At 72.3% G+C, this 20,538-nt stretch carries 16 protein-coding genes; 6 read left to right on the top strand and 10 right to left on the bottom strand.

Annotation, left to right across the window (positions count from 1 at the left end; translation table 11 throughout):
* The first annotated feature begins 2 nt into the window (after positions 1-2).
* Positions 3-1,091 (top strand): PP2C family protein-serine/threonine phosphatase, encoded by a 1,089-nt coding sequence (locus M2163_RS42455; protein WP_280896702.1) that lies wholly within the window; start codon positions 3-5, stop codon positions 1,089-1,091.
* Here the strand turns inward: M2163_RS42455 and M2163_RS42450 are convergent.
* Positions 1,048-3,300: an MMPL family transporter gene (locus M2163_RS42450; protein WP_280896701.1), complete on the bottom strand. Its 2,253-nt coding sequence runs from the start codon at positions 3,298-3,300 to the stop codon at positions 1,048-1,050. The genes M2163_RS42455 and M2163_RS42450 overlap by 44 nt on opposite strands.
* A gap of 176 nt (positions 3,301-3,476) precedes the next feature.
* Between M2163_RS42450 and M2163_RS42445 the strand changes: the two genes are divergently transcribed.
* On the top strand, positions 3,477-3,683 hold the full coding sequence (locus M2163_RS42445; RefSeq protein WP_280847535.1) for a hypothetical protein: 207 nt from the start codon (positions 3,477-3,479) through the stop codon (positions 3,681-3,683).
* Positions 3,684-3,762: 79 nt separating this feature from the next.
* Here the strand turns inward: M2163_RS42445 and M2163_RS42440 are convergent, their stop codons facing one another.
* On the bottom strand, positions 3,763-4,896 hold the full coding sequence (locus tag M2163_RS42440; RefSeq protein WP_280896700.1) for a sulfite oxidase: 1,134 nt from the start codon (positions 4,894-4,896) through the stop codon (positions 3,763-3,765).
* A 157-nt stretch (positions 4,897-5,053) separates the two neighbouring features.
* Between M2163_RS42440 and sthA the strand changes: the two genes are divergently transcribed.
* Positions 5,054-6,457, top strand: a complete 1,404-nt coding sequence (sthA, locus tag M2163_RS42435) for a Si-specific NAD(P)(+) transhydrogenase (protein ID WP_280847537.1) — start codon at positions 5,054-5,056, stop codon at positions 6,455-6,457.
* Positions 6,458-6,463: 6 nt separating this feature from the next.
* On the opposite strand, the gene M2163_RS42430 is transcribed toward sthA, so the two are convergent.
* Positions 6,464-6,946 (bottom strand): DUF5709 domain-containing protein, encoded by a 483-nt coding sequence (locus M2163_RS42430; protein ID WP_280847538.1) that lies wholly within the window; start codon positions 6,944-6,946, stop codon positions 6,464-6,466.
* A gap of 354 nt (positions 6,947-7,300) precedes the next feature.
* On the opposite strand from M2163_RS42430, the gene M2163_RS42425 reads away from it, so the two are divergent.
* Positions 7,301-8,773, top strand: a complete 1,473-nt coding sequence (locus M2163_RS42425; protein WP_280847539.1) for an APC family permease — start codon at positions 7,301-7,303, stop codon at positions 8,771-8,773.
* Positions 8,774-8,785: 12 nt separating this feature from the next.
* A complete protein-coding gene (locus M2163_RS42420) occupies positions 8,786-9,745 on the top strand; it encodes a hypothetical protein (RefSeq protein WP_280847540.1) in 960 nt (319 codons plus the stop codon).
* Positions 9,746-9,748: 3 nt separating this feature from the next.
* Here the strand turns inward: M2163_RS42420 and M2163_RS42415 are convergent, their stop codons facing one another.
* From M2163_RS42415 to M2163_RS42395, 5 genes are all read right to left on the bottom strand, one after another.
* Complete coding sequence (locus M2163_RS42415) at positions 9,749-10,921, bottom strand: HoxN/HupN/NixA family nickel/cobalt transporter (RefSeq protein WP_280896699.1); 1,173 nt, start codon at positions 10,919-10,921, stop codon at positions 9,749-9,751.
* A gap of 111 nt (positions 10,922-11,032) precedes the next feature.
* Positions 11,033-12,511: a hypothetical protein gene (locus tag M2163_RS42410; RefSeq protein WP_280847542.1), complete on the bottom strand. Its 1,479-nt coding sequence runs from the start codon at positions 12,509-12,511 to the stop codon at positions 11,033-11,035.
* Between the two features lie 163 nt (positions 12,512-12,674).
* The gene (locus M2163_RS42405) at positions 12,675-15,029 is read right to left on the bottom strand and encodes a glycosyl hydrolase family 65 protein (protein ID WP_280847543.1); all 2,355 of its coding nucleotides are present in this window, start codon (positions 15,027-15,029) and stop codon (positions 12,675-12,677) included.
* Entirely contained in the window at positions 15,026-15,763 is a 738-nt protein-coding gene (locus M2163_RS42400; RefSeq protein WP_280847544.1) for a beta-phosphoglucomutase family hydrolase, read from the bottom strand. Before M2163_RS42400 ends, M2163_RS42405 begins: the two co-directional genes overlap by 4 nt.
* 43 nt (positions 15,764-15,806) lie before the next feature.
* Positions 15,807-16,247, bottom strand: coding sequence for an SgcJ/EcaC family oxidoreductase (locus M2163_RS42395; RefSeq protein ID WP_280847545.1), 441 nt, complete (start codon positions 16,245-16,247; stop codon positions 15,807-15,809).
* A gap of 78 nt (positions 16,248-16,325) precedes the next feature.
* Between M2163_RS42395 and M2163_RS42390 the strand changes: the two genes are divergently transcribed.
* Positions 16,326-16,982 (top strand): nucleoside/nucleotide kinase family protein, encoded by a 657-nt coding sequence (locus M2163_RS42390; RefSeq protein ID WP_280847546.1) that lies wholly within the window; start codon positions 16,326-16,328, stop codon positions 16,980-16,982.
* Between the two features lie 16 nt (positions 16,983-16,998).
* Here M2163_RS42390 and M2163_RS42385 read toward each other — a convergent pair whose 3' ends face one another.
* Together M2163_RS42385 and M2163_RS42380 are read right to left on the bottom strand one after the other, a co-directional pair.
* On the bottom strand, positions 16,999-18,834 hold the full coding sequence (locus M2163_RS42385) for a hypothetical protein (protein WP_280896698.1): 1,836 nt from the start codon (positions 18,832-18,834) through the stop codon (positions 16,999-17,001).
* A gap of 13 nt (positions 18,835-18,847) precedes the next feature.
* The gene (locus M2163_RS42380; protein WP_280896697.1) at positions 18,848-20,536 is read right to left on the bottom strand and encodes a hypothetical protein; all 1,689 of its coding nucleotides are present in this window, start codon (positions 20,534-20,536) and stop codon (positions 18,848-18,850) included.
* Positions 20,537-20,538 lie beyond the last annotated feature (2 nt).

The following is a 20,538-nucleotide window of genomic DNA, read 5'->3' as shown; positions in this document are numbered from 1 at the left end:
GTGTGAGCGGAGCGCGCGACCGGGACCGGCGGAGCTGGCTGCGGGGCGCACCGCCGCCCGGCTGGGTGCGGGTGCTGCCCGCCGCGCTGCTGGCGGGGGTGTGCGTGGCCACTCTCGCGAGCCCTGATCCGCTCGACATCGGGTTCCTGCTGGGCGCCATCCCGCCGCTGGCCGTGCTGTCCTACGGACCGCTGGCGACCGCCGTACTCGGCGCACTGGTCCTTGTCGTGCTGAACGTGCCGGCGTTCCGGCTGAACGATCCGGGCAGCACGGACCTGCTGACCGTCGGTTTCGTCGCGGCGCTCAGTGTCCTCGTCTCGTTCGTGCGCAGCCGGCGCGACGCCCAGCTGGTGACCGAGCGCGCGGTCGCGGAGGCCGCGCAGCGGGCCGTCGTGCCGCCGTTGCCGGAACGGGTGGCGGGCGTGCGGTGTGCGGGGCTGTACCGGGCCGCGCAGCGCGGGACGCTGGTCGGGGGCGACTTCTTCGATGTGCGGGAGGGGCCCCGCGGGGTGCGCGCGGTGATGGGCGATGTGCAGGGGCACGGGCTGTCGGCCGTCGCCACCGTCGCCTCGCTGCTCGGGGCCTTCCGGGAGGCGGTGCTGGACCGGCCGGACCCCGAGTCGGTGGCCGCGCGGCTGGACCGCCGGCTGGTGGTGGACTCCGCGGCCGTACGGCACTCGGAGCTGTTCGCCACGGCGGTGGTGCTGGAGTTCGCCCCCGGCGCCACGGCCGTACGGGTCGTGGCGTGCGGGCAGGCCGGCCCGGTCCTGCTCCGCGACGGGCAGGCCGTGGAGCTCGCCGTGCCGGTGGGCACCCCGCTCGGCCTGGGCCTGTCCGACGCCTCGCCGCCGACCGGGGTCTTGGTTCCGCTGCTCCCCGGTGACCTGCTCTTCCTGGCCTCGGACGGCGTCTGGGAGGCCCGGGACGCCGACGGGGCCTTCTATCCGCTGCTCGACCGGATCACCGGGTTCGCGGGGGACCTGCCGGACCTCGTCGAGCGGGTCTGGGCCGACCTCGTCCGCTTCGCCCCGGCGCTCCAGGACGACGTCACGATGCTCGTTCTCGCGCCCGCGGCCCCGGAACCCCGCTGACCGCCCCGTCCGCCTCGTGCTCCCCCTCGGCGTCGATGTGCGGGAGGATCCGGTCCAGCCACCGCGGTGTCCACCAGGCGTGCCGGCCCAGCAGGGTCATCACGGCAGGGACCATGAGCAGCCGTACGACGGTCGCGTCGATCAGCACGCTCACCGCGAGGCCGAGTCCGAGCATCTTGACCACGATGTTGTCGCTGACGATGAACGCGGCGAAGACGCTCACCATGATCAGTGCCGCGCAGGTGATGACCCGGGCGGTGATCTCCAGGGCGTGGGCGACGGACGCCTTGGCGTCGCCGGTGCGCAGCCAGGCCTCGTGCACCCGGGAGAGCAGGAAGATCTCGTAGTCCATGCTCAGCCCGAAGATGATCGCGAACATCATCATCGGCACATAGCTCTCGATGGGCACCTTGCCGGAGACGCCGAGCGCGGGGCCGCCCCAGCCCCACTGGAAGACGGCGACGACGACGCCGTAGGAGGCGGCGATCGACAGGACGTTGAGGACGGCTGCCTTCACGGCGACGAGCAGTCCACGGAAGACCGCGAGGATGATCAGGAAGGCGAGGGCGACGACCACGCCGATGATCAGCGGCAGCCGGCTCGAGACGATGTCGCGGAAGTCGACCTGGGCGGCGGTCGTGCCGGTGACGTACCCCTTGGCGTCGGTTCCGGAGACGGCGGCGGGCAGGGTGGTGTCGACCAGGCGGTTGGTGAGGTCGGTGGTGGTGGCGCTCTGCGGGGACTCCTTGGAGTAGACCGTGGAGAGCAGCACGTCCCCGTCCTTGGTGGGCGTCAGCGGGGTGACCACGGCGGCGCCGGACACGCCGTCGAGGGTCTTCTGCGCCCTGGAGGACAGGTCGGAGCGCTGGGAGGACGGTACGGACGTCTGGTCGACGACGACGGTGAGCGGGCCGTTGGAGCCGGGGCCGAAGGCGTCGGTCATCAGGTCGTAGGCCCGCCGGTCGGTGAAGGAGGTGGGGTCGGCGCCGTCGCCGATGTGGCCCAGCTGGATGGAGAAGACCGGGATGGCGAGGACGACCACGGTGGTCACGCCCGCGGCCAGGTAGCGCCACGGCCGCCGCTCGACCCGTTGGGCGTACCGGTGCCAGGTCCCCTGCGGGCTCTCGCCCTCGGCGGCGCCGGTCTCGGCCACGGGTCGCTTGACCCGGTAGCGGTCGATGCGGCTGCCGATCAGCCCCAGCAGGGCGGGGACCAGGGTCAGGGCGCCCAGGACGGCGGAGACGACCGTCACGGCGGCGGCGAGACCGAGATTGCCGATGAACCCCACCCCGGACGCGGACAGTCCGGCCAGGGCGATGATCACCGTGCAGCCGGAGACCAGGACGGCTCGGCCGCTGGTGGCGGTGGCCCCGCCCGCAGCGCGCACCGGATCCTTCCCGTCCATCAGGCTCTGCCGGTGGCGGGTGATCTGGAAGAGTGCGTAGTCGATCCCGACGCCGAGTCCGATCATCGTGGCCAGGGTGGGCGAGACGGTCGCGAAGCTGAACGCGGAGGCCAGCAGGCCCAGGCACGCGAGTCCCCCGACCACACTGATCAGCGCGGTGACCAAGGGGATCCCGGCGGCGATCACGCTGCCGAACCCGACGAGCAGCACGACGATCGCCACCGCGAACCCGATCAGCTCGCTCACTCTGTCGTCGGCGTCCGGCCGGGCGAGTTCGCCGAGGGGTCCGCCGTACTCGACGTCGGCCCCTGCCGAGCGCAGTGGCTGCACGGCGTCGTCGACCCCGTGCAGGTAGCCGTCGCCGAGGGTGGAGGGCTGGACGTCGAAGCGGACCGTGATGTACGCCGTCTTGCCGTCCGAGGACAGCGGGCCGACCTTCGAGGCGGACGTGGACAGCGGGTTCTGCGCCGACAGGACGTGCGGCAGCTTCTGGAGATCGCTGACGGTGGTGGAGATCTGCGAGCCGAGGGAGGAGAGCGCCTTGTCGCCGTCGTGCAGGACGATCTGGCTGCTGTATCCACCGGCGGCCGGGTCGTGCTTCTTCAGTACGTCGAGGCCCTCCTGGGACTGGACGCCGGGCAGGGAGAAGTTGTCGGAGTAGTCACCGCCGAAGGACCGGTTGAGGGTCTGCAGCGCGACGAGCGCGACGAGCCAGGCGATCAGGACGATGACGAAGTGCCGGGCGCACCACTCCCCCAGTCTGCGCAGACCACCCTTGGGGCTGTTTCGCCTTCGACTGGCCATGGCATCGTCTTCCCTGCCGTACCCGCGAGAGCAACACTTCCATTACACGCCTTTCCGATCATCCGGGCATCCCGGGCTCCTCGGGATGCAGGGTCGGCCCGGGCGTTGAATGGTGATATCGGACCCGTTGACAGCACCGGGACCGCACAGCGATCCGGATCCGAGGAGCAGAGATCATGCCGACGTCACAGCCCGACGTGTCCGGGCCGTCCGAGGACCGCACCACCCCGGACGACCTGCTCCACACCCGTACCGGCACCGAGGTGTCGCCGGAGGACCTCGTCCTTGCCTCAGGCAAGGACATCACCCCGCACAGTCTCGAATGGGCCCGGCGCAAGCTGGAGACGGAGGGCCCGGCCGCGCTCGACAAGCTCCTGCCCTGACTGCGACCGGGTGGTGTTCGGCTGTCCCGGGACGGCCGAACACCCCTTCGGTGACCGGCACGGGCCGCGACTGCGCCCCTCAGCGCTCCGCCGACTCCGTGTCCAGGCACAGCACTTCGACCCGCTGCACGAGGTTGTTGGCGAAGCCGCCCCGGTTCCAGGGCTGTTGCAGCGGCTGGGTGTGCCCCTCCGCGTCGGTGGCCCGCGCGCTGAGCACGAACTCCCCCGGCTCGACGCGCCAGTTGTAGCTCCAGCGCCGCCAGGCCCAGCGGTGACCGGTGTCCGGTTCGAGATCCGCCTCGTGCCAGGTGTGTCCCCCGTCCGTGCTCACCTCGGTCCGGACGACCGGCGCCCGCCCGGACCAGGCACGCCCCTCCAGCGTCACCGTGCCGGGCCGGACCACCCGGGCCCGGGACATGAAGTCCGGGAAGCCGGGCGGGACGAGCAGGGCGCGCGGCGCGATCCGGGTGACCGGTTCGCCCTCGTCCCCGGGGTCCTGCCTCAGCCGGTAGGCGACGGCCTGCTGGAACCCGGTGAACGGGGCGTCGGTGACGGTGATCCGGCGCAGCCACTTCACGTGGGCCATGCCGTACCAGCCGGGCACGACGAGCCGCAGCGGGGCGCCGTGCTGGGGCGGCAGCGGGGCGCCGTTCATCTCGTAGGCCACCAGCACCTCGGGCTCGGTTCCGGTGGCCACGTCGAGGGGCAGGGCCCGCTCGTAGTCCTGTTCGACACCGCGCTCCACCCCGTGGTCGGCGCCGGTGCACACCACGTCGACGGCGCCTTCCTCCACCCCGGCAGCCGCGAGCAGCAGGCGCAGCGGCACGCCGGTCCACTCGGCGGTGCCCACGGCCTCGACCAGCCAGGGCTGGCTGACCGGGCGGGGGGTGAGCAGGGCCCGGCCGTTGCCCGCGCACTCCAGCGTGACCCGTGTGCTGACCCGCGGAAGCGCCCGCACCTCGGCAGGGGTGAGGCCGAGGGGGCGACGGACCCGGCCCGCGACGTCGAGCCGCCAGGGGGTGTCCTCGGGGACGTACGGGATGTCGTAGTGCGTGAGGACGTAGTGCAGGCCCGGCGGGGTCAGGTCGTGGCGCATCGCTTCGAGGGGCAGGCCGTGGTTGCGGGTGGCGAGCGACAGTTCGTCCCGGCCGATGCCCTCGTCGGGGGCGGCGAGCCGGGCCGGGGTGCTCGTGTCGGCGAGTCGTCGGCCCATGGGCGTATTGTCCCGCGGTGCGGCGGAGCTGTCGCGCTCCACGGCACGTTGCCCGGCGGTCCCGCGGCAACTCCGCGCCGTCCGCGCCGGCTCCGAGTCGCGGCGGTTGACTGCTCACCCTTTCGAAAGGGGCCCCGCGGCTGCCAGACTTCCGAGGGTGCCCGACTTCGACATGCTTGTCATCGGATCCGGTCCGGGTGGCCAGAAGGCCGCCATCGCCGCGGCCAAGCTGGGCCGCCGGGTCGCCGTCGTCGACCGCCCCGACATGGTCGGCGGGGTCTCCATCCACACCGGCACCATCCCCTCCAAGACCCTGCGCGAGGCGGTGCTGTACCTGACCGGCCTCACCCAGCGCGACCTGTACGGCCAGAGCTACCGGCTGAAGGAGGACATCACCGTCGCCGACCTGACCGCGCGCACCCAGCACGTGGTCGGCCGCGAGGTCGACGTGATCCGCAGTCAGCTCTCCCGCAACCACGTCTCCCTCTTCGGCGGCACCGGCCGCTTCGTGGACCCGCACACCGTCGCCCTGCGCGAGGTCACCGGTCACGAGCGGCTGATCAGCGCCGAGAACATCGTCATCGCCACCGGCACCCGCCCGGCGCGGCCGGACAGCGTCGAGTTCGACGGCCGCACGATCATGGACTCCGACAACGTGCTCGCCCTCGAACGCGTCCCGCGCTCCATGGTGATCGTGGGCGCCGGTGTCATCGGCATGGAGTACGCGTCCATGTTCGCCGCGCTCGGCAGCAAGGTGACGGTCGTGGAGAAGCGGGCCGGGATGCTCGACATCTGCGACATCGAGGTCATCGAGGCGCTCAAGTACCATCTGCGCGACCTCGCGGTGACGTTCCGGTTCGGTGAGACCGTGGCCGCGGTCGAGCGCCATCCGCGCGGCACGCTGACCGTCCTGGAGAGCGGCAAGAAGATCCCGGCCGACGCGGTGATGTACTCGGCCGGCCGACAGGGCCTGACGGACGAACTGGACCTGGACAAGGCGGGGTTGTCCGCCGACCGGCGCGGCCGGATCACCGTCGACGAGCACTACCGCACCGAGGTGCCGCACATCTACGCCGTGGGGGACGTCATCGGCTTCCCGGCGCTCGCGGCGACCTCCATGGAACAGGGCAGGTCGGCCGCCTACCACGCCTTCGGTGAGCCGGTCGGGCAGATGCACCGCCTGCAGCCCATCGGCATCTACACCATCCCGGAGATCAGCTTCGTCGGGCGGACCGAGGACCAGCTCACCGAGGACAGCGTGCCGTTCGAGGTCGGCATCTCCCGGTACCGCGAGCTGGCCCGCGGGCAGATCATCGGGGACTCCCACGGCATGCTGAAACTGCTGGTCTCCCCCGTGGACCGGACCCTGCTGGGGGTGCACTGCTTCGGCACCGGAGCCACCGAACTGATCCACATCGGGCAGACCGTGATGGGCTGCGGCGGCACGGTCGACTATCTGGTCGACGCGGTGTTCAACTACCCGACGCTCGCCGAGTCCTACAAGGTCGCGGCGCTGGACGCCACGAACAGGCTCCGCCAGATCGACCGGATCGGGGACTGACGCCGCTCAGAGCTCCTCGGGGTCCTCGATGACGTGCACGGCGGCCTCCTCCGCGCCGGCCGCACCCGCGTCGATGCCCACGTCGGTGGCGACCTCGTCCTTCGTGGTGGTGGGGTGGGCGCCCTCGTCGGGGGCGACGAGGCGCCCGGCGCGGTCGGCACCGGCCTGCGGGTCGACCGGTTCGCCCTCCCCGCCGGGCAGGTCGCCGATCTCGTCGCCGAGCGGCTCGGTCCCCTCGGGAACCTCCTGGGCCAGGCGGTCGTCGAGGCTCTCGCCCTCGTGCTGTTCGGCGGCCGTGGTGCCGTACCGGGTGACGCCGAGGGGCTTCTCCGGCGGCGAGTAGCCCTCGTCGAGGGTGTCGTCGTAGGTGCGTTCGTCGAGGGCGTCCTGGAGGTCCAGCGGGGACGCGTCCTCCTGCTCCTCGTTGGTCCCGGTGGGCTGGTAGGCGTCGTCGGCCATCGGCTCGGCAGGTGTCGGTTCGGTGCCCATGGGCTGCCTCCCTCGCGCGTCGCGTGCGGTTCCGTGCGGTGTCCTGATCCGCGTTTCCCCGTATGCGCTCCCCAACCTCAAAAGACTGCCGGAGTAAGGCATTCCACAGCCGGAAGGTTACCCCCCAGTTAATCTTGAAGGGTCAAGGAATAGGGCTATCATCACTCGCACACGCGGAGTGACCGGCCGTCCACGCAGCGGTCGTCCGGTCCTGCGCACCCCTTCGGTTCCCCTCTTCACCGCCCCGGCCCGAGGCCACCCCTCTCGCCGTCCGGGACAAAGCCACCCCCCACCCCTTCTGCGCCGCGCGGTCCCCTCCGCCGTGCGTCGTGCCCTACCGAAAGCAGCACAACCATGAGCATCAGCAGGGGCAGAGGGCTGCAGGCCAATGCCCTCGGTACCTTCGACACCGTGGTGATGGCCGTCGCGGGCAGCGCGCCGGCGTACTCGATCGCCGCGACCACCGCGGTCCTGGTCGGCTCGGTGGGCCTGGCCAGTCCGGCGGCTCTGCTGTACTGCGCGATACCCATGCTCGGTATCGCGCTCGCGTTCAGCTATCTCAGCCGCATCGACGTGAACGCCGGCGCCAGTTACTCCTGGGTGGGCCGTACGCTCCACCCCTTCCTGGGCTTCGTGTCCGGCTGGGCGCTGGTGATCTCGGCGACCATCTTCATGGTGGCCGGTTCGCTCCCCGCCGGTTCGATGACGCTGGCCCTCTTCGACCAGGACCTCGCGGACGACACCGCGCTGTCGACCGTCGTGGGCGCGGCCTGGTTCGTGCTGATGCTGCTCGTGGTGCTCGGCGGCGCCCGGCTCACCGTACGCGCCCAGCTCGTCATGTCCGGTGTGGAGCTGGCGATACTGGCCCTGTTCGCGGTCCTCGCCCTCTTCCACACGGGCAACGCGCGCTCCTTCGAGTGGTCCTGGCTGGGCTTCGGTCACTTCGACGGCATGGCGGGCTTCGCGTCGGGTGCGCTGATCGCCGCGTTCTACTACTGGGGCTGGGACGTCACCAGCAACCTGAGCGAGGAGACCCGCAACAGCCGCCGTACGACGGGACTCGCCGGGCTCATCGGCGTCGGGATCGTCTTCCTCCTCTTCGAGGTGTTCACCATCGCGGTGAACGTCATCCTCACCTCGCAGCAGATCGAGGACAACGACGCCAACGTGCTGGCCGTGCTCGGCGAGGAGATCTGGCCGGGCTGGGGCGGCAAGCTGCTGATCGTCGCGGTGATGCTGTCGACCATCGCCACCCTGGAGACCACGCTGATCCAGGTCACGCGCTCGCTGTTCGCGATGGGCCGGGACCGTACGATGCCGTCCGCGCTGGGCAGGGTGCACCGCCGCTGGAACACCCCGTGGGTGGCGATCGTGGTGGTCGGCGCGGTGGCGCTGCTGATGTTCATCGCCTCCAACTCCCTGGGGTCGGTGGGCGACATCCTCTCCGACGCCATCTCGGCGATCGGTCTGCAGATCGCCGTCTACTACGGCCTCAGCGGGCTCGCGGTCGTCGTCGCGTACCGCAAGATGCTGCTGAAGTCCCCGACCGACTTCCTGCTCGGCGGGCTGTGGCCGCTGCTGGGCGCCCTGTTCATGTTCTGGATCTTCGTCGAGTCGCTGGGCGAGCTGAGCACCGCCGCGATCACGATCGGCGTCGGCGGGCTGGCCGTGGGGCTGGTCCCGATGCTCTGGTACTGGAGGCGGGGCAGCGACTACTACCGGCCCGCGAAGCTTGACGCGAGCCGTACCGTCGAGACGGACTACCTGCCCGACGGCGCGACGGCCGGGCCCTCGCTCGTCCACGAGGGTCTCCCCACCGACTTCTGAGGCGGTTGTGCGATGGCGAGAGACCGTTTCGCCCCCGAGTTCGATCCCGACTGCGGGGACGTCCCGCTCACGACCGCCCGCCAGGACATCGTCATCGGCCGCTGGCAGGGCCTGCGTGAACTGCTGCGCGCCACCGGGCCCGACTGGCTGTCACGGGGGCACCGGGTGCGGGTGCTCGCCCAGGCGTGCGCGGGCAGTTCGACGGTGGAGTCGTGGCTGGCGGCCGAGCCGCACAACGGGGACGCCCTGGTGCTGCGGGCGGCCACCGAGACGGCCCGGGCGTTCAATCTGGCCATCGCCGCGGGCCGGGGTGTGCCGATCGACCAGCGCCGCGTCGATGCCGCGGTGATGGCCTGCCTCCAGGCGTCGGAGGCGTTCGTGGACGACCCGACGCCGTGGATCTCCCTGATCTCCGTGGCCAGGCTGTACCCGGCCGGTGTACGGCGGCAGGAACTGGGGCGCTGGTGGGACGAGTTGCACAGCCGCGATCCGTACAGCGTCGAGGGGCACCTGCAGGTGCTGCACTACTACTCGGCCCGCTGGCACGGCTCGAACGGCCTGATGTACGACTTCGCCCGCGACGCGGCCGGAGTGGCGCCGCCGGGCTCCGCGCTGCCGGTGCTGGTGCAGTACGCGCGGGTCGAGGAGTACCGCATCGCGACGGACGCCGCCGAGGACAGGCGGACCTCGCTGGGGCTGGGACAGCACTGGAAGAACGACGGAGCCGTCAGTGACGTACGGCGCACCTGGCAGCGCTGGATCGTGGGCCGCGCCGACCAGACGGTGGCCCCCGGAGAGCTGCGCGACCTCAACTACCTGACTCACGCGGCCTGTCACGCGGGCCTTCCGGAGATCGCGGTCCCCCTCCTGCAACTGCTCGGCCGCCGGGGCACCCGCACACCGTGGTCGTACACCGGCGACCCGGAACGGCAGTTCACCAAGTGGCGCAAGGAGTTCAGGGTGCGGGTCTGAACGTCAGGGCGTGCTTGCCCGTTCCGCGGGTTTCCCGCCCGCCGGGCCCTTCGTCCACTTCTCCTCGATCCGGGCGACTTTCCACACCGCCAGGGCGACGATCCACGTGGCGAAGAACAGGGCCACGATGACGAAGCCCAGGAGGTTGAGGTCGAGGCCGGACACCCAGGTCCAGAACGGGCCGTGCAGGTGGAGTCTGTCGGCCAGCAGGCCCAGGAGTTCCGCCGTGCCGATGAGGAGGGCCACCGCGACCGAGAGACCCGTGACGGTGAGGTTGTAGTAGACCTTGCGGACCGGCTTCGAGAACGCCCAGCCGTAGGCGAAGTTCATGAAGGTGCCGTCGATCGTGTCGAGGAGGGACATGCCGGCGGCGAAGAGGACGGGCAGGGTGAGGATCGCGTACCAGGGCAGCCCGGAGGCCGCGCCCGACCCGGCCAGGACCAGCAGCGCGATCTCCGTCGCCGTGTCGAAGCCCAGGCCGAAGAGGAGGCCGAGCGGGTACATCTGCCAGGGCTTGGTGATCGACTTCATGACCCGGCCGAGGAGGCGGTTCATGAACCCGCGGTTGTTCAGCTGCTCCTCCAGCGCGGCCTCGTCGTAGCGGCCCGAGCGCATCCGCCGGAACACCTTCCAGACGCCCGCCAGGACCACCAGGTTGACCGCGGCGATGAGGTAGAGGAACGCGCCCGAGACCGTCGTCCCGATCACGGCGGTCACGTCGTGGAGGCGGGAGTCGTCGTCGCGCACCGGGCCCGCGAGGGCCTTCACACCGAGCGAGAGCAGCAGCGCCAGGACGAAGACCACGCTGGAGTGGCCGAGCGAGAACCAGAAGCCCACCGACAGCGGCCGCCGTCCCTCGCCCATCAGCTTGCGGGTGGTGTTGTCGATGGCCGCGATGTGGTCGGCGTCGAAGGCGTGCCGCATGCCGAGCGTGTAGGCGGTGACGCCGACGCCGATACCGAAGGACTTCTCGCCGACGCCGTAGTGGTGCGGGGCGACGACCGCCACGAGGGTGAACCAGCCGATCACGTGCAGCGCCACCACGACCGCGGCCATGCCGCCCGCCCTGACCCACTCCTGCCGCGTCATGGAGCCACGGACGCGGTGCCATGCCGAGCCCCTCGCGGGGGCGGTGGCGGGGAGGAGGGGCGGAGCGGAGTCAGGGGCGGCCGTCATCGGGCGGTGGATTGCCCACGACTGGGGAAAGTGCCCTGTCAGGCGCCGCGTTCGTCCTCGGGTGGCCGGGCCGAGGTTCTGCCGGATCAGGCCGGCCAGACGGCGCGCCGGTCACCGCGCACGCGCGGCCGGCGCCACGTGGAGGTCCATCCCGGCGGCGGGCACGGTGTGCCAGTCACGGGCGTAGGCGGGGGGCGCGGTTCCGGGGCGGGTGAGGACGGCGACGGGCGTACGGCGGGAGGCGCCGACGATCCCGGCCTCGGTGCTGTTGGTGTTGGGGCCCCGGGCCGCGGCGGAGGTGCACCCGGCGTAGTAGGCGACGGGCACCGACAGATGGCCGGTGAGCAGACAGGGCGGGCGCACCCCGAGGCGGTGCAGCTCGGCCGCGGTGCGGGCCCAGTCGCGGTGGTGGCCCGTGGTGCGTTTCACCGTGCGCTCCAGCACGGCGTACTGCACCGCCAGGTGCCCCGCCAGCCCGATCGCGAGCAGCACCGCCGGGACGGGCCGCCACCGGCCGGCCGGGGTGGTCGCCAGGTGGAACAGCGCGTCGGCGACCGGGATCGCCAGCAGGGCGTAGGCGGGCAGCAGGAAGCGCGGGGCCGCGTACCCGATCAGGAACAGGTAGGGCACGGCGGCCGTCCCGGCGCAGGCCAGCGGAACGAGGGTGGCCCGGGTGCGCCCGGCCCGTACGGCGACCACCAGTCCGACGGCGGCCAGCAGCGGGAGGACGGCCCACCAGGCCATGACGGCGGGGTCCGGCAGCGGCCCCGTGCAGGGACGGCACAGGGACCGGCCGCTCAGGCTGCGCAGCTGGTCGTCCACGGCGAACTGCGGGCCGAGCCCGCCCTGGATACGGGAACCCTCGTGCAGGCGCTCGGCGAGACCGCCGTAGTCGAGGTACGCCTCGATCACCCACTGCGCGCCGCCCGCCACCAGTCCGGCCACGAGGGCGAGGACGGATCGTGCACTGCGGCCGACGGCTGCGGCGGCGAGCAGCGGGAGGGTGACCCACACGGCGTCGGTGGGCCGCATCCACGCCATGAGGCAGGCGCCCGCCACCACCCCCCACAGGGCCCTCGGGTTCTCGCGGGCCCGCAGGAAGCAGCCGACCGCGCCCAGTCCGCCGACGGCGACCCAGTAGTTGGGCATGGCCTGGGGACCGTAGAACACGGTGATCCACAGGGAGGCGAACAGGGCGCCGCCGACGGCGAGCACGCGGACCGGGAAGAGGCCGCGCCAGGCGCGCAGGGCAAGCCAGAGGCCGAGACCGGACAGCACGGCGAGATACACCCGCAGGAGTTCCGTCGAGGTCGACCAGCTCGCGACCGGCGCGACCAGCAGGGAGACACCGCGGGCGCGCGGGGCGCTGAAGAAGGCCGCCGGGGCCTGGGTGCCGACCTGGCTGACGTACACCGTCTCGTCCCAGCCGAGGCCCATGCCGGGGCGGACGAGGACGAGTTGGGCCAGGGTGAAGACGGCGGCCACCGCCGCGAGCGCCCAGGAGCTTCCGGAGCGCCGCAGAGCGTCGGAGGCAGCCGACGGTGTGCGCCGGTTGCCTCCGACGAGCAGGGCGCTGTCACCGTGTGCCATGGTCCATCCCTCACCCCGTGTGCCTCGGGGACTGGTCCGGTCCTCGAAGGCTTCTGTCCTCGGGGACTTCTGTCCTCGAAGGCAGGGACAACCTAACCCGGGGCCGGAGGGGGTGCAGGGCGGAGTTCGGCCAAGCGGTGCCTGTCCGGATCTCCCGTCCGGCTCAGCGGGCGTGCGGGGCGCGGTGCCGGGGCTGCTCCGGAGCGGGGCGGTCACGCGGGGCCGGGACCGGGCGGACGACGGGCCCGTCGCCGTTCACGGTGAGCGCGGTGTCGTGGTGGCGGATCGTCAGGGGCTCGCCCGACATCAGGGTGTACGTCGCCTTCTCCGGACCGATCTCCACGCGCAGACAGCGGCCGAGGAGCTGGAGGTTGAACGCGAGACGGCTGAACCGCTCGGGCAGCCGGGGCGCGAAGCGGAGGGAGTCCCCGTCGCGCCGCAGTCCGCCGAACCCGGCGACCAGGGCCGTCCAGGTGCCGGCGAGGGAGGCGATGTGGAGTCCGTCGCGGGTGTTGCTCTCCAGGTCGACGAGGTCCATCAGCGCCGCCTCGGCCGTGTAGGCGTAGGCGAGGGACAGATGTCCCGCGCGGGCGGCGACGACCGCCTGGACACAGGCCGACAGGGAGGAGTCCCGTACGGTCAGCGGCTCGTAGTAGGCGAAGTTGCGGGCGATCTGCTCCTCGTCGTGGAACTCCTCGAACCAGCCGCTGCACAGGTACATCGCCAGCACCAGGTCCGCCTGCTTGACCACCTGCTTGCGGTAGATGTCGAAGTAGGGGAAGTGCAGCATCAGCGGGTACTGGTCGGCCCGGGTGCTCTCGAAGTCCCAGCGCTGGTAGCGGGTGAAGCCCGCGTGCTGTTCGTGCACGCCGAGCTCGTCGTTGTAGGGGATGTGCACGGCCTCGGCGGCGTCCCGCCAGGCCGCGCTCTCCTCGTCGTCGACGCCGAGCTCGGCGGCCCGCTCCGGGTACCGGCCGCAGGCGTCGGCGGCGGCGAGGAGGTTCGCGCGGGCCATGAGGTTGGTGTAGGTGTTGTCGTCGGCGACCGCGCTGTACTCGTCGGGACCGGTGACGCCGTCGATGTGGAAGACGCCGTGGTGGTCGTGATGGCCCAGCGAGCGCCACAACCGGGCCGTCTCCACGAGGAGTTCGACGCCGGTGTCGCGTTCGAACTCCGTGTCGCAGGTGGCCTCGGTGTAGCGCACGACGGCGTCCGCGACGGCGGCGTTGACATGGAAGGCGGCGGTGCCGGCCGGCCAGTACGCCGACCCCTCCGAGCCCTCGATGGTCCGCCACGGGAACGCGGCGCCGTTCAGGCCGAGTTGCGCGGCGCGCTCGCGGGCGGCGGGCAGGGTCTTCTGCCGCCAGCGCAGGGCCTCGGCCACGGCACGCGGCTCGGTGTAGGTGAGCACGGGCAGCACGAACGTCTCGGTGTCCCAGAAGGCGTGCCCGTCGTAACCGGAGCCGGTCAGTCCCTTGGCCGGAATGGCCCGTTGCTCCGCGCGGGCGCCCGCCTGGAGGACGTGGAAGAGGGCGAAGCGGACCGCCTGCTGGATCTCCTCGTCGCCGTCGACCTCCACGTCGGCGCGGGCCCAGAAGTCGTCGAGGTAGGAGCGTTGTTCGTCCAGGAGTCCGTCCCAGCCGCTGTGGGCCGCGGCCGCCAGGGCCGCGTCGACCTGGTCGCTCATCGCGGGCCGGGAGCGGGTGCCGGACCAGCCGTGGGCGACCAGCTTCTCCACCCGCAGCCGCTGCCCCGGCTCCAGGACGGAGGTGACGGTCAGCCGGGCCAGGTCCACCGTCTCCTCGCTGCCCGTGGTGGTGCGTTCGGGCCCTTCGATCACGTGGTCGGCGGCCACGGCGACCCGCAGCCCGCTGTGCCGGGTGCGGTGCACCAGGCGCAGCCGGGTCCCGTCGGCGAAGCCCTCCTCGTGTTCCAGCGGCGACTTCAGCGTCTTGGAGGCGCGCGGGTCGCCGTTCGGTCCGGGCAGGCTCTCGTTGGTGACCAGCTCGGACTGGATGACCACCCGGGTGCGGCTGTCGACGGGCTCCACCTCGTAGGCCACGGCGGCGATCGCCCGCTGGGTGAGCGAGACGAGCCGGGTCGAGCGCACCCGTATCCGCGAGCCGGCCGGCGAGATCCACTCGCAGGACCGCTCCAGGACGCCCCGGCGCAGGTCCAGGCAGCGCTCGTGGGCCACGAGACGGCCGTAGCGCAGGTCGAAGGGCTCGTCGTCGACGAGGAGCCGCACGATCTTGCCGTTGGTGACGTTGATGGCGGTCTGGCCGGACTCGGGATAGCCGTAGCCGGCCTCGGCGTACGGCAGCGGGTGCAGTTCGTGGACGCCGTTGAGGTAGGAGCCGGGCAGGCCGTGCGGTTCGCCCTCGTCGAGGTTGCCGCGCCAGCCGACGTGGCCGTTGGACAGGGCGAACACGGACTCGCTCTGGGCCAGGACGTCGAGCTTGAGGTCGGTCTCGCGGACCGCCCAGGGCTCGACGGTGTAGGAGCGCTGGGTGATCACGCGTGTCCTCCGAGCTCGGCGAGGCCCTTCACGACGATGTCGGCGCCGTGCTCGTACAGGGCGTCGGTCTGCCCGACGCGGTCGAGGCCGACGACGTACCCGAAACCACCGGCGCGGCCCGCGTCCATGCCGGCGAGGGCGTCCTCGAAGACGGCGGAGCGGGGTGCGTCGAGGCCCAGGTCCGCGGCGGCGGCGAGGAAGGTGTCGGGGTGCGGCTTGCCGGGGAGCCCGCGCTCCGCTGCGACCACGCCGTCGATGCGCACGTCGAAGAGGTCCTCGGCGTCGATCGCGCGCAGGACGTCACGGCAGTTGGCGCTGGAGGAGACGATCGCGGTGCGCAGGCCCTGGGCGCGGGCCGCGCGGATGTAGGTCAGGGTGTCGTCGTAGGCCTCGACGCCGTCGGTGCGGATCTTCTCCAGGACGAGGGCGTTCTTGCGGTTGCCGAGGCCGTGGACCGTCTCCGCGCCCGGCGGGTCGTCCGGTTTCCCGTCCGGCAGTTCGATGCCGCGGGAGGCGAGGAAGGTGCGCACGCCGTCGGCCCGCGGCAGGCCGTCGACGTACTCGTCGTAGTCGTGGTCGTCGAAAGGCCGGAAGTGTTCCCCCTCGCGTTCACGCAGGAACGCGTCGAACATCTCCTTCCAGGCCGCCGCGTGCACGACGGCCGTCCTGGTGACGACCCCGTCGAGGTCGAACAGGCAGGCCTTGATCTCTGCGGGTAGACCGAGCTCCGTCATACAGGACACGGTTCCCTGCCTTTCGCTTCGTCAACAGGTGGATTCAGTCGTGCGGGAAGGAATGGTGCTCGTGGGCCACCAGCCAGCGGCCGCGCTCCTTGCGCAGACCGAAGGTGAGCCGGAGCCGGAAGCCCGGGTGCGCGGCGACCTCCTCCGGCGTGCCGCAGCGCACCAGGGCGTGGGCGTACGCGACGTCCGCGCCCGCGGTGACGTGGAGGGACTCGATGTCGAAGCGGGCGCCCTGGGCCTGCCAGGCGAACAGCGGCGGCCAGGTGGCACGGTAGGCGGCGAGGCCCCGGATGCCGTGGTGGGGTGACGCCACGTCGAACATCACGATGTCCTGGGCGTGGCCCGCGCTCACGCCGGCGAGGTCGCCGCGGTGGACGGCCGCGGCCCACTCGGTGATCAGGGCACGGATCTGCGCCTCGTCGTCACAGGCGCCGGACGCGCCCGGGGCGCCGGACTCGTCGTAGTACTGGGGCACGACTGGGGCTCCTTTCTCCCCCTTGCGCCCTCCAGGGTGCCTGGCCGACCTGAAGTCATCGAATGACACACTCGGCGTGTGCCGCTGACCTTCGACGACCTTGTGACCCGCGCGCGTTCCCTCGCCGAGCCCGGACGGCGTGCCGTGCTCGGCATCGCAGGCTCCCCCGGCGCGGGCAAGACGACCCTCGCCGAGCATCTGGTGCGGGCGCTGAACGGCCCGGGCGAGCCCTGGGTGGCGCACGTCCCCATGGACGGCTTCCACCTGGCCGACGTGGAGCTGGAACGGCTCGGGCTGCGGGACCGCAAGGGTGCCCCCGAGACCTTCGACGCCGCCGGGTACGCGGCGCTGCTGCGGCGGCTGCGCGAGGAGACGGAGGGGGACGTCGTGTACGCGCCGGGCTTCGAACGGATGCTGGAGCAGCCGCTCGCGGGGGCGATCCCGGTCCCGCCGACGGCCCGTCTGGTCGTGACCGAGGGGAACTACCTGCTGCTCGGCACCGGCGCGTGGGCGCGGGTCGGGCCGCAGCTGGACGAGGTGTGGTTCTGCGCACTCGACGAGGACGAGCGGCTGCGCCGGCTGATCGCCCGGCACGAGGAGTTCGGCAAGACGCACGAGGAGGCGGTGGCGTGGGTGCGGCGCTCCGACCAGGCCAACGCTGAGCTGGTGGCGGCCACGCGGGACCGCGCCGACCTCGTGGTGCCGCAGTCGGCGCTGCCCGGCGTGGACGTGTGACCGCCGCACCCTCGGCTCAGCGGGCGGACAGGGTCAGTTCCGGCTCGCCGTGGGCGTCGCCCGCCGGATCGCCGAGCCGGGCCGTGAACGCCTCGGTGCGGACCGTCAGTCCGGCGCCGTCACGGGCGAAGGCGGCCGTGACCGGGGCGCCTCCGGGGCCGTAGCGGACGGCGAAGGCGTGCAGGTCGGCCGGGGCGTCCGGGGCGGGGCCGGCTTCCAGGGCCGTGGAGCGGACCAGGTGGCTCCAGCCCTCGTCGGGGTTCCCGTAGCCGCGGGGGTCGGCGGCCAGCGCGAAGGCGGCCTGCTCCTGGGTCGTCTGCGAGCGGGCGTCGAAGTGGTCGATGCCCTCCGCCTCGGGATGCGTCAGCCGCAGGGCGCCCACGGAGCTCACCTCGCCCTCGGCCGTCCGGCGCACCCGGTCGCCGTCGTCCTCGGCGTACGGCAGCCCGGCCAGCAGGTAGGGCGTGCCGGGGAGGCGTTCCACGGTGACCGTGGTCCACAGCGTCGTGCCGTCGGTGACGTACAGGGACAGGAGGTGTCGCAGGACGTGGTCGCGGCCGACGACCGGCTTGGTGACCAGCTTGGCCGCGAGGCCGTCGGCGCGCACGTCGCGCACCCGGACCTCGCCCATGGGACGGCACAGCAGGAAGCCGTCCACGACCGGGCCGAAGCCGTGCTGGCGGTTGACGGCCGCGGGCAGGTAGTAGGTGCCCGCGGCCTCGACGACCGCCGGGGTCATCCTGGAGTCGAAGGCCACCGAGACGGTGCCCGCGCGCAGTTGGTGGCGGGCGCTCGCCGTGGACGGCTGCCGGTGCCAGCGTGCGGTGTCCTGGATCTGCCAGACGAGCATCCAGGCGAAGTGGCCGTCCACCCCGCCGTCCTCCTTGACCGCGTGCCGGGCCCAGCGGCTGTCGCCCCGGTAGCGGCCGAGGTCGGCGCCGATGCGGGCGCCGAAGTAGCGCAGTCCCAGGACGGACTCGAAGGCGGAGTGCTGCTCGCTGTAGCGCGGGCCGCCGTTGTCGAAGCCGCCGTTGGTCAGCCGGGCGTCGATGTAGCGGGCCAGGGTGTCGCCGTCCTCGGCGAACATCTCCTCGCCGCTGATCCGGTGGGCCTGGGCGAGGAAGGACAGGGAGATCGGGCCGTAGTTGTTGTCGTAGGCGCCGCCGTGCTCGGGAGGCAGGGCCGCGCCCCGGTCCTCGACCCGGTGGGCGCGGATCTCGTCCCGATACAGCCGCAGCGCCCGCGCGCGCACCGACTCCCCCTCCGGCTCCGGCAGATGGGCCGCCAGCATCAGGCCGCCGACCACACACCCGATCGCCTGGTTGCCCGCCTCCTGCGGGTTGAAGAAGGTCGCCTCGGTCAGCCAGCGCCAGTATCCGTGGGCCACGTCGAGGAGTTCGGCCTTCTGACCGTCGTCGACGAGGCCCTCCGCCGCGTCGAGCACGTTCACCGCCTGGAGCAGCGCCCACACCGTGCTCGGCCAGTCACCGATGGGGTGCGCTCCCGCGGCCAGGGTGTAACGGGCGTACGGCAGGCCGGAGTTGCGGATCCTGAGGTTCGGGTAGCCGGGGTTGTCGTCGACGTGGACGCGCTCGCGCAGATGGAAGGCGAGGCTGCGGCGGACCGCCTCCGGCAGGCGGTCGTCCTTGGTGCGCTGCCAGGCGAGGGCGAGCAGCGAGGTGATGCCGAGCGAGGTGTCGCCGATGTCGTCGACGCAGTCGGGGTGTTCGAGGTTGCCCTCGGGGGTGAGGCGCGCGAGGGCCTGCTCGGTGACGTCGGCGAGGACGGCGTCGTACGCCTCAGGTGTGTCCGGCAGGTCGTGCAGCGGCCCGAGCTGGCGTGGGAGGTGCAAGGAGATCAGCCCTTCATGCCTGAGAGGTGGCGCGCAGTGCGAGGGTCAGTGTCTGCGGTCCGTGCCCACCGAGGTAGACGCGGTTCCCGGTCGTCGCGTCGGTGCCGCCGGCCACGGTGTAGTCCTGCCCCGGGTCGTAGCGCAGTACGTCGCTCCGGTCGGGTCCGGCGAGCGGTTCGCCCGTCTCGACGGCGGCTTCGACCCGGATCTCGTCGTCACCGACCCGGTAGGTCATCGGCCCGGTCGTCAGGCACCAGCGTCCGTCGCCGAGCGGTACGGCGCCCTGCGGCTCGCCGCCCGGCCGGAAGGTCAGTTCGAGGGCCCAGGGCACCGCGGGTCCACTGATGTCGATGCGCAGGTCGGCCCCGTCGTCCCGCAGGTCGACCTCGATGCGGGTGGTGTGGGAGACCTCGTCCTGAGGGCGGTCGGGGAAGCTCATCGCCGCGGAGAAGCGGCCCTCGTCCACCAGCCGGTAGGCGCCGTCGTCGCGCCTGCGGTCCTTCGGGAGCGGCTGGTAGTAGGCGGTGGTGAGGGTCTGGGTGAGCCGGTACCGGTGGTCGGCGAGCCGTTCCATGTCGGCGGCGCGGAACGGGCCCAGGTCGAAGAACACCCGCGAGAGACGGACCGCGTCGAGGACGGCGGCACCGGCGTACATGCGCAGGAAGGTGGGGTTGCAGGCGAGCCCCGAGCGGATGCGCCGGTGCTCGGGCACGTCGGAGCCGCCGTACACCACGGTGTGCGCGGTGGCCGAGGCATGGTGCGCGAGGCGTGCGGTGGGGAGGTACCGGTCGCGCGGGAGCTTCTCCGCGTCCGGGGCCGGGAGGGGGCGGCACAGATCCGGGGTGAGGAGGGTCTGGGCGAGCAGGTCGGGGTCGTGGATGCCGCCGGCGGCCGCCAGGCGGGCCGCGCGGGCGAAGTCGCCCCGGCCGGTGCGGATCGCGAGCAGCCGGTAGTGCGGCAGGTAGGGCCACAGCGCGAACGACATCCGCTGGTCCTGGCGGCGCGAGTGGACGGTCTCCACGGTGCCGTCCGGCCTGATCAGGTCCAGGGTCGCGGTGAGGTTGCGTTCGACGGCGTCCACCAGGTCGGGGCGCCCGAGCACCTCGGCCAGCAGCAGCGCCGGGTTGGTCACGATGGACGCGTAGACGGCGCTGCGTTCCGAGTACAGGCCGTCCGCGTCGATGTCGACGCCCTCGGCGAGCCACTCCTCGGCGCGGGCGAGCAGCCGGTCGTCGGGGAACGACCGGTGCAGCCGGGCGAGCGCCGCGGACAGCTCCCAGCGGTGGTTCGGGGTGTGCACCCCGCCGTTCAGGAGGCTGTCGGTGGCGGCGCCGGCGATCTCGGCGAGCGCCGCCGTGACGTCGGCCAGTTCGGGTCCCGCGCCCGCCGCGAGGACGTACGCGTCGCACACGTCGTTGACGGTGAACGCGGAGTCCGGCGGCGACTGCACGTTGTCGCCGCCCGAGAAGAGACCGGAGGGCGTCTGCACGGCCCGCAGGGCACGCAGGTGCGTCAGCGCCGCGGCGACGGCCCGCTCGCTGCCGTGCAGGGCCGACTCCGGCGAGCGGTACGCCGCGACCAGGGTCTTCACCCGCCGGGCCAGGGCGCGGTGCGGCTCGATGAATTCCGCCGACGGGTCGGCCGACCCGTCGGCGGCGAGCGCCGCCGCGCGGACGAACTCGTGGTCGATCGGGGCCGCCAAGG

The organism is Streptomyces sp. SAI-135, from assembly GCF_029893805.1.
Classification (GTDB): domain Bacteria; phylum Actinomycetota; class Actinomycetes; order Streptomycetales; family Streptomycetaceae; genus Streptomyces.
The sequence above is the reverse complement of the archived record's forward strand: the minus strand, read 5'-3'. Positions and strand labels throughout refer to the sequence as shown.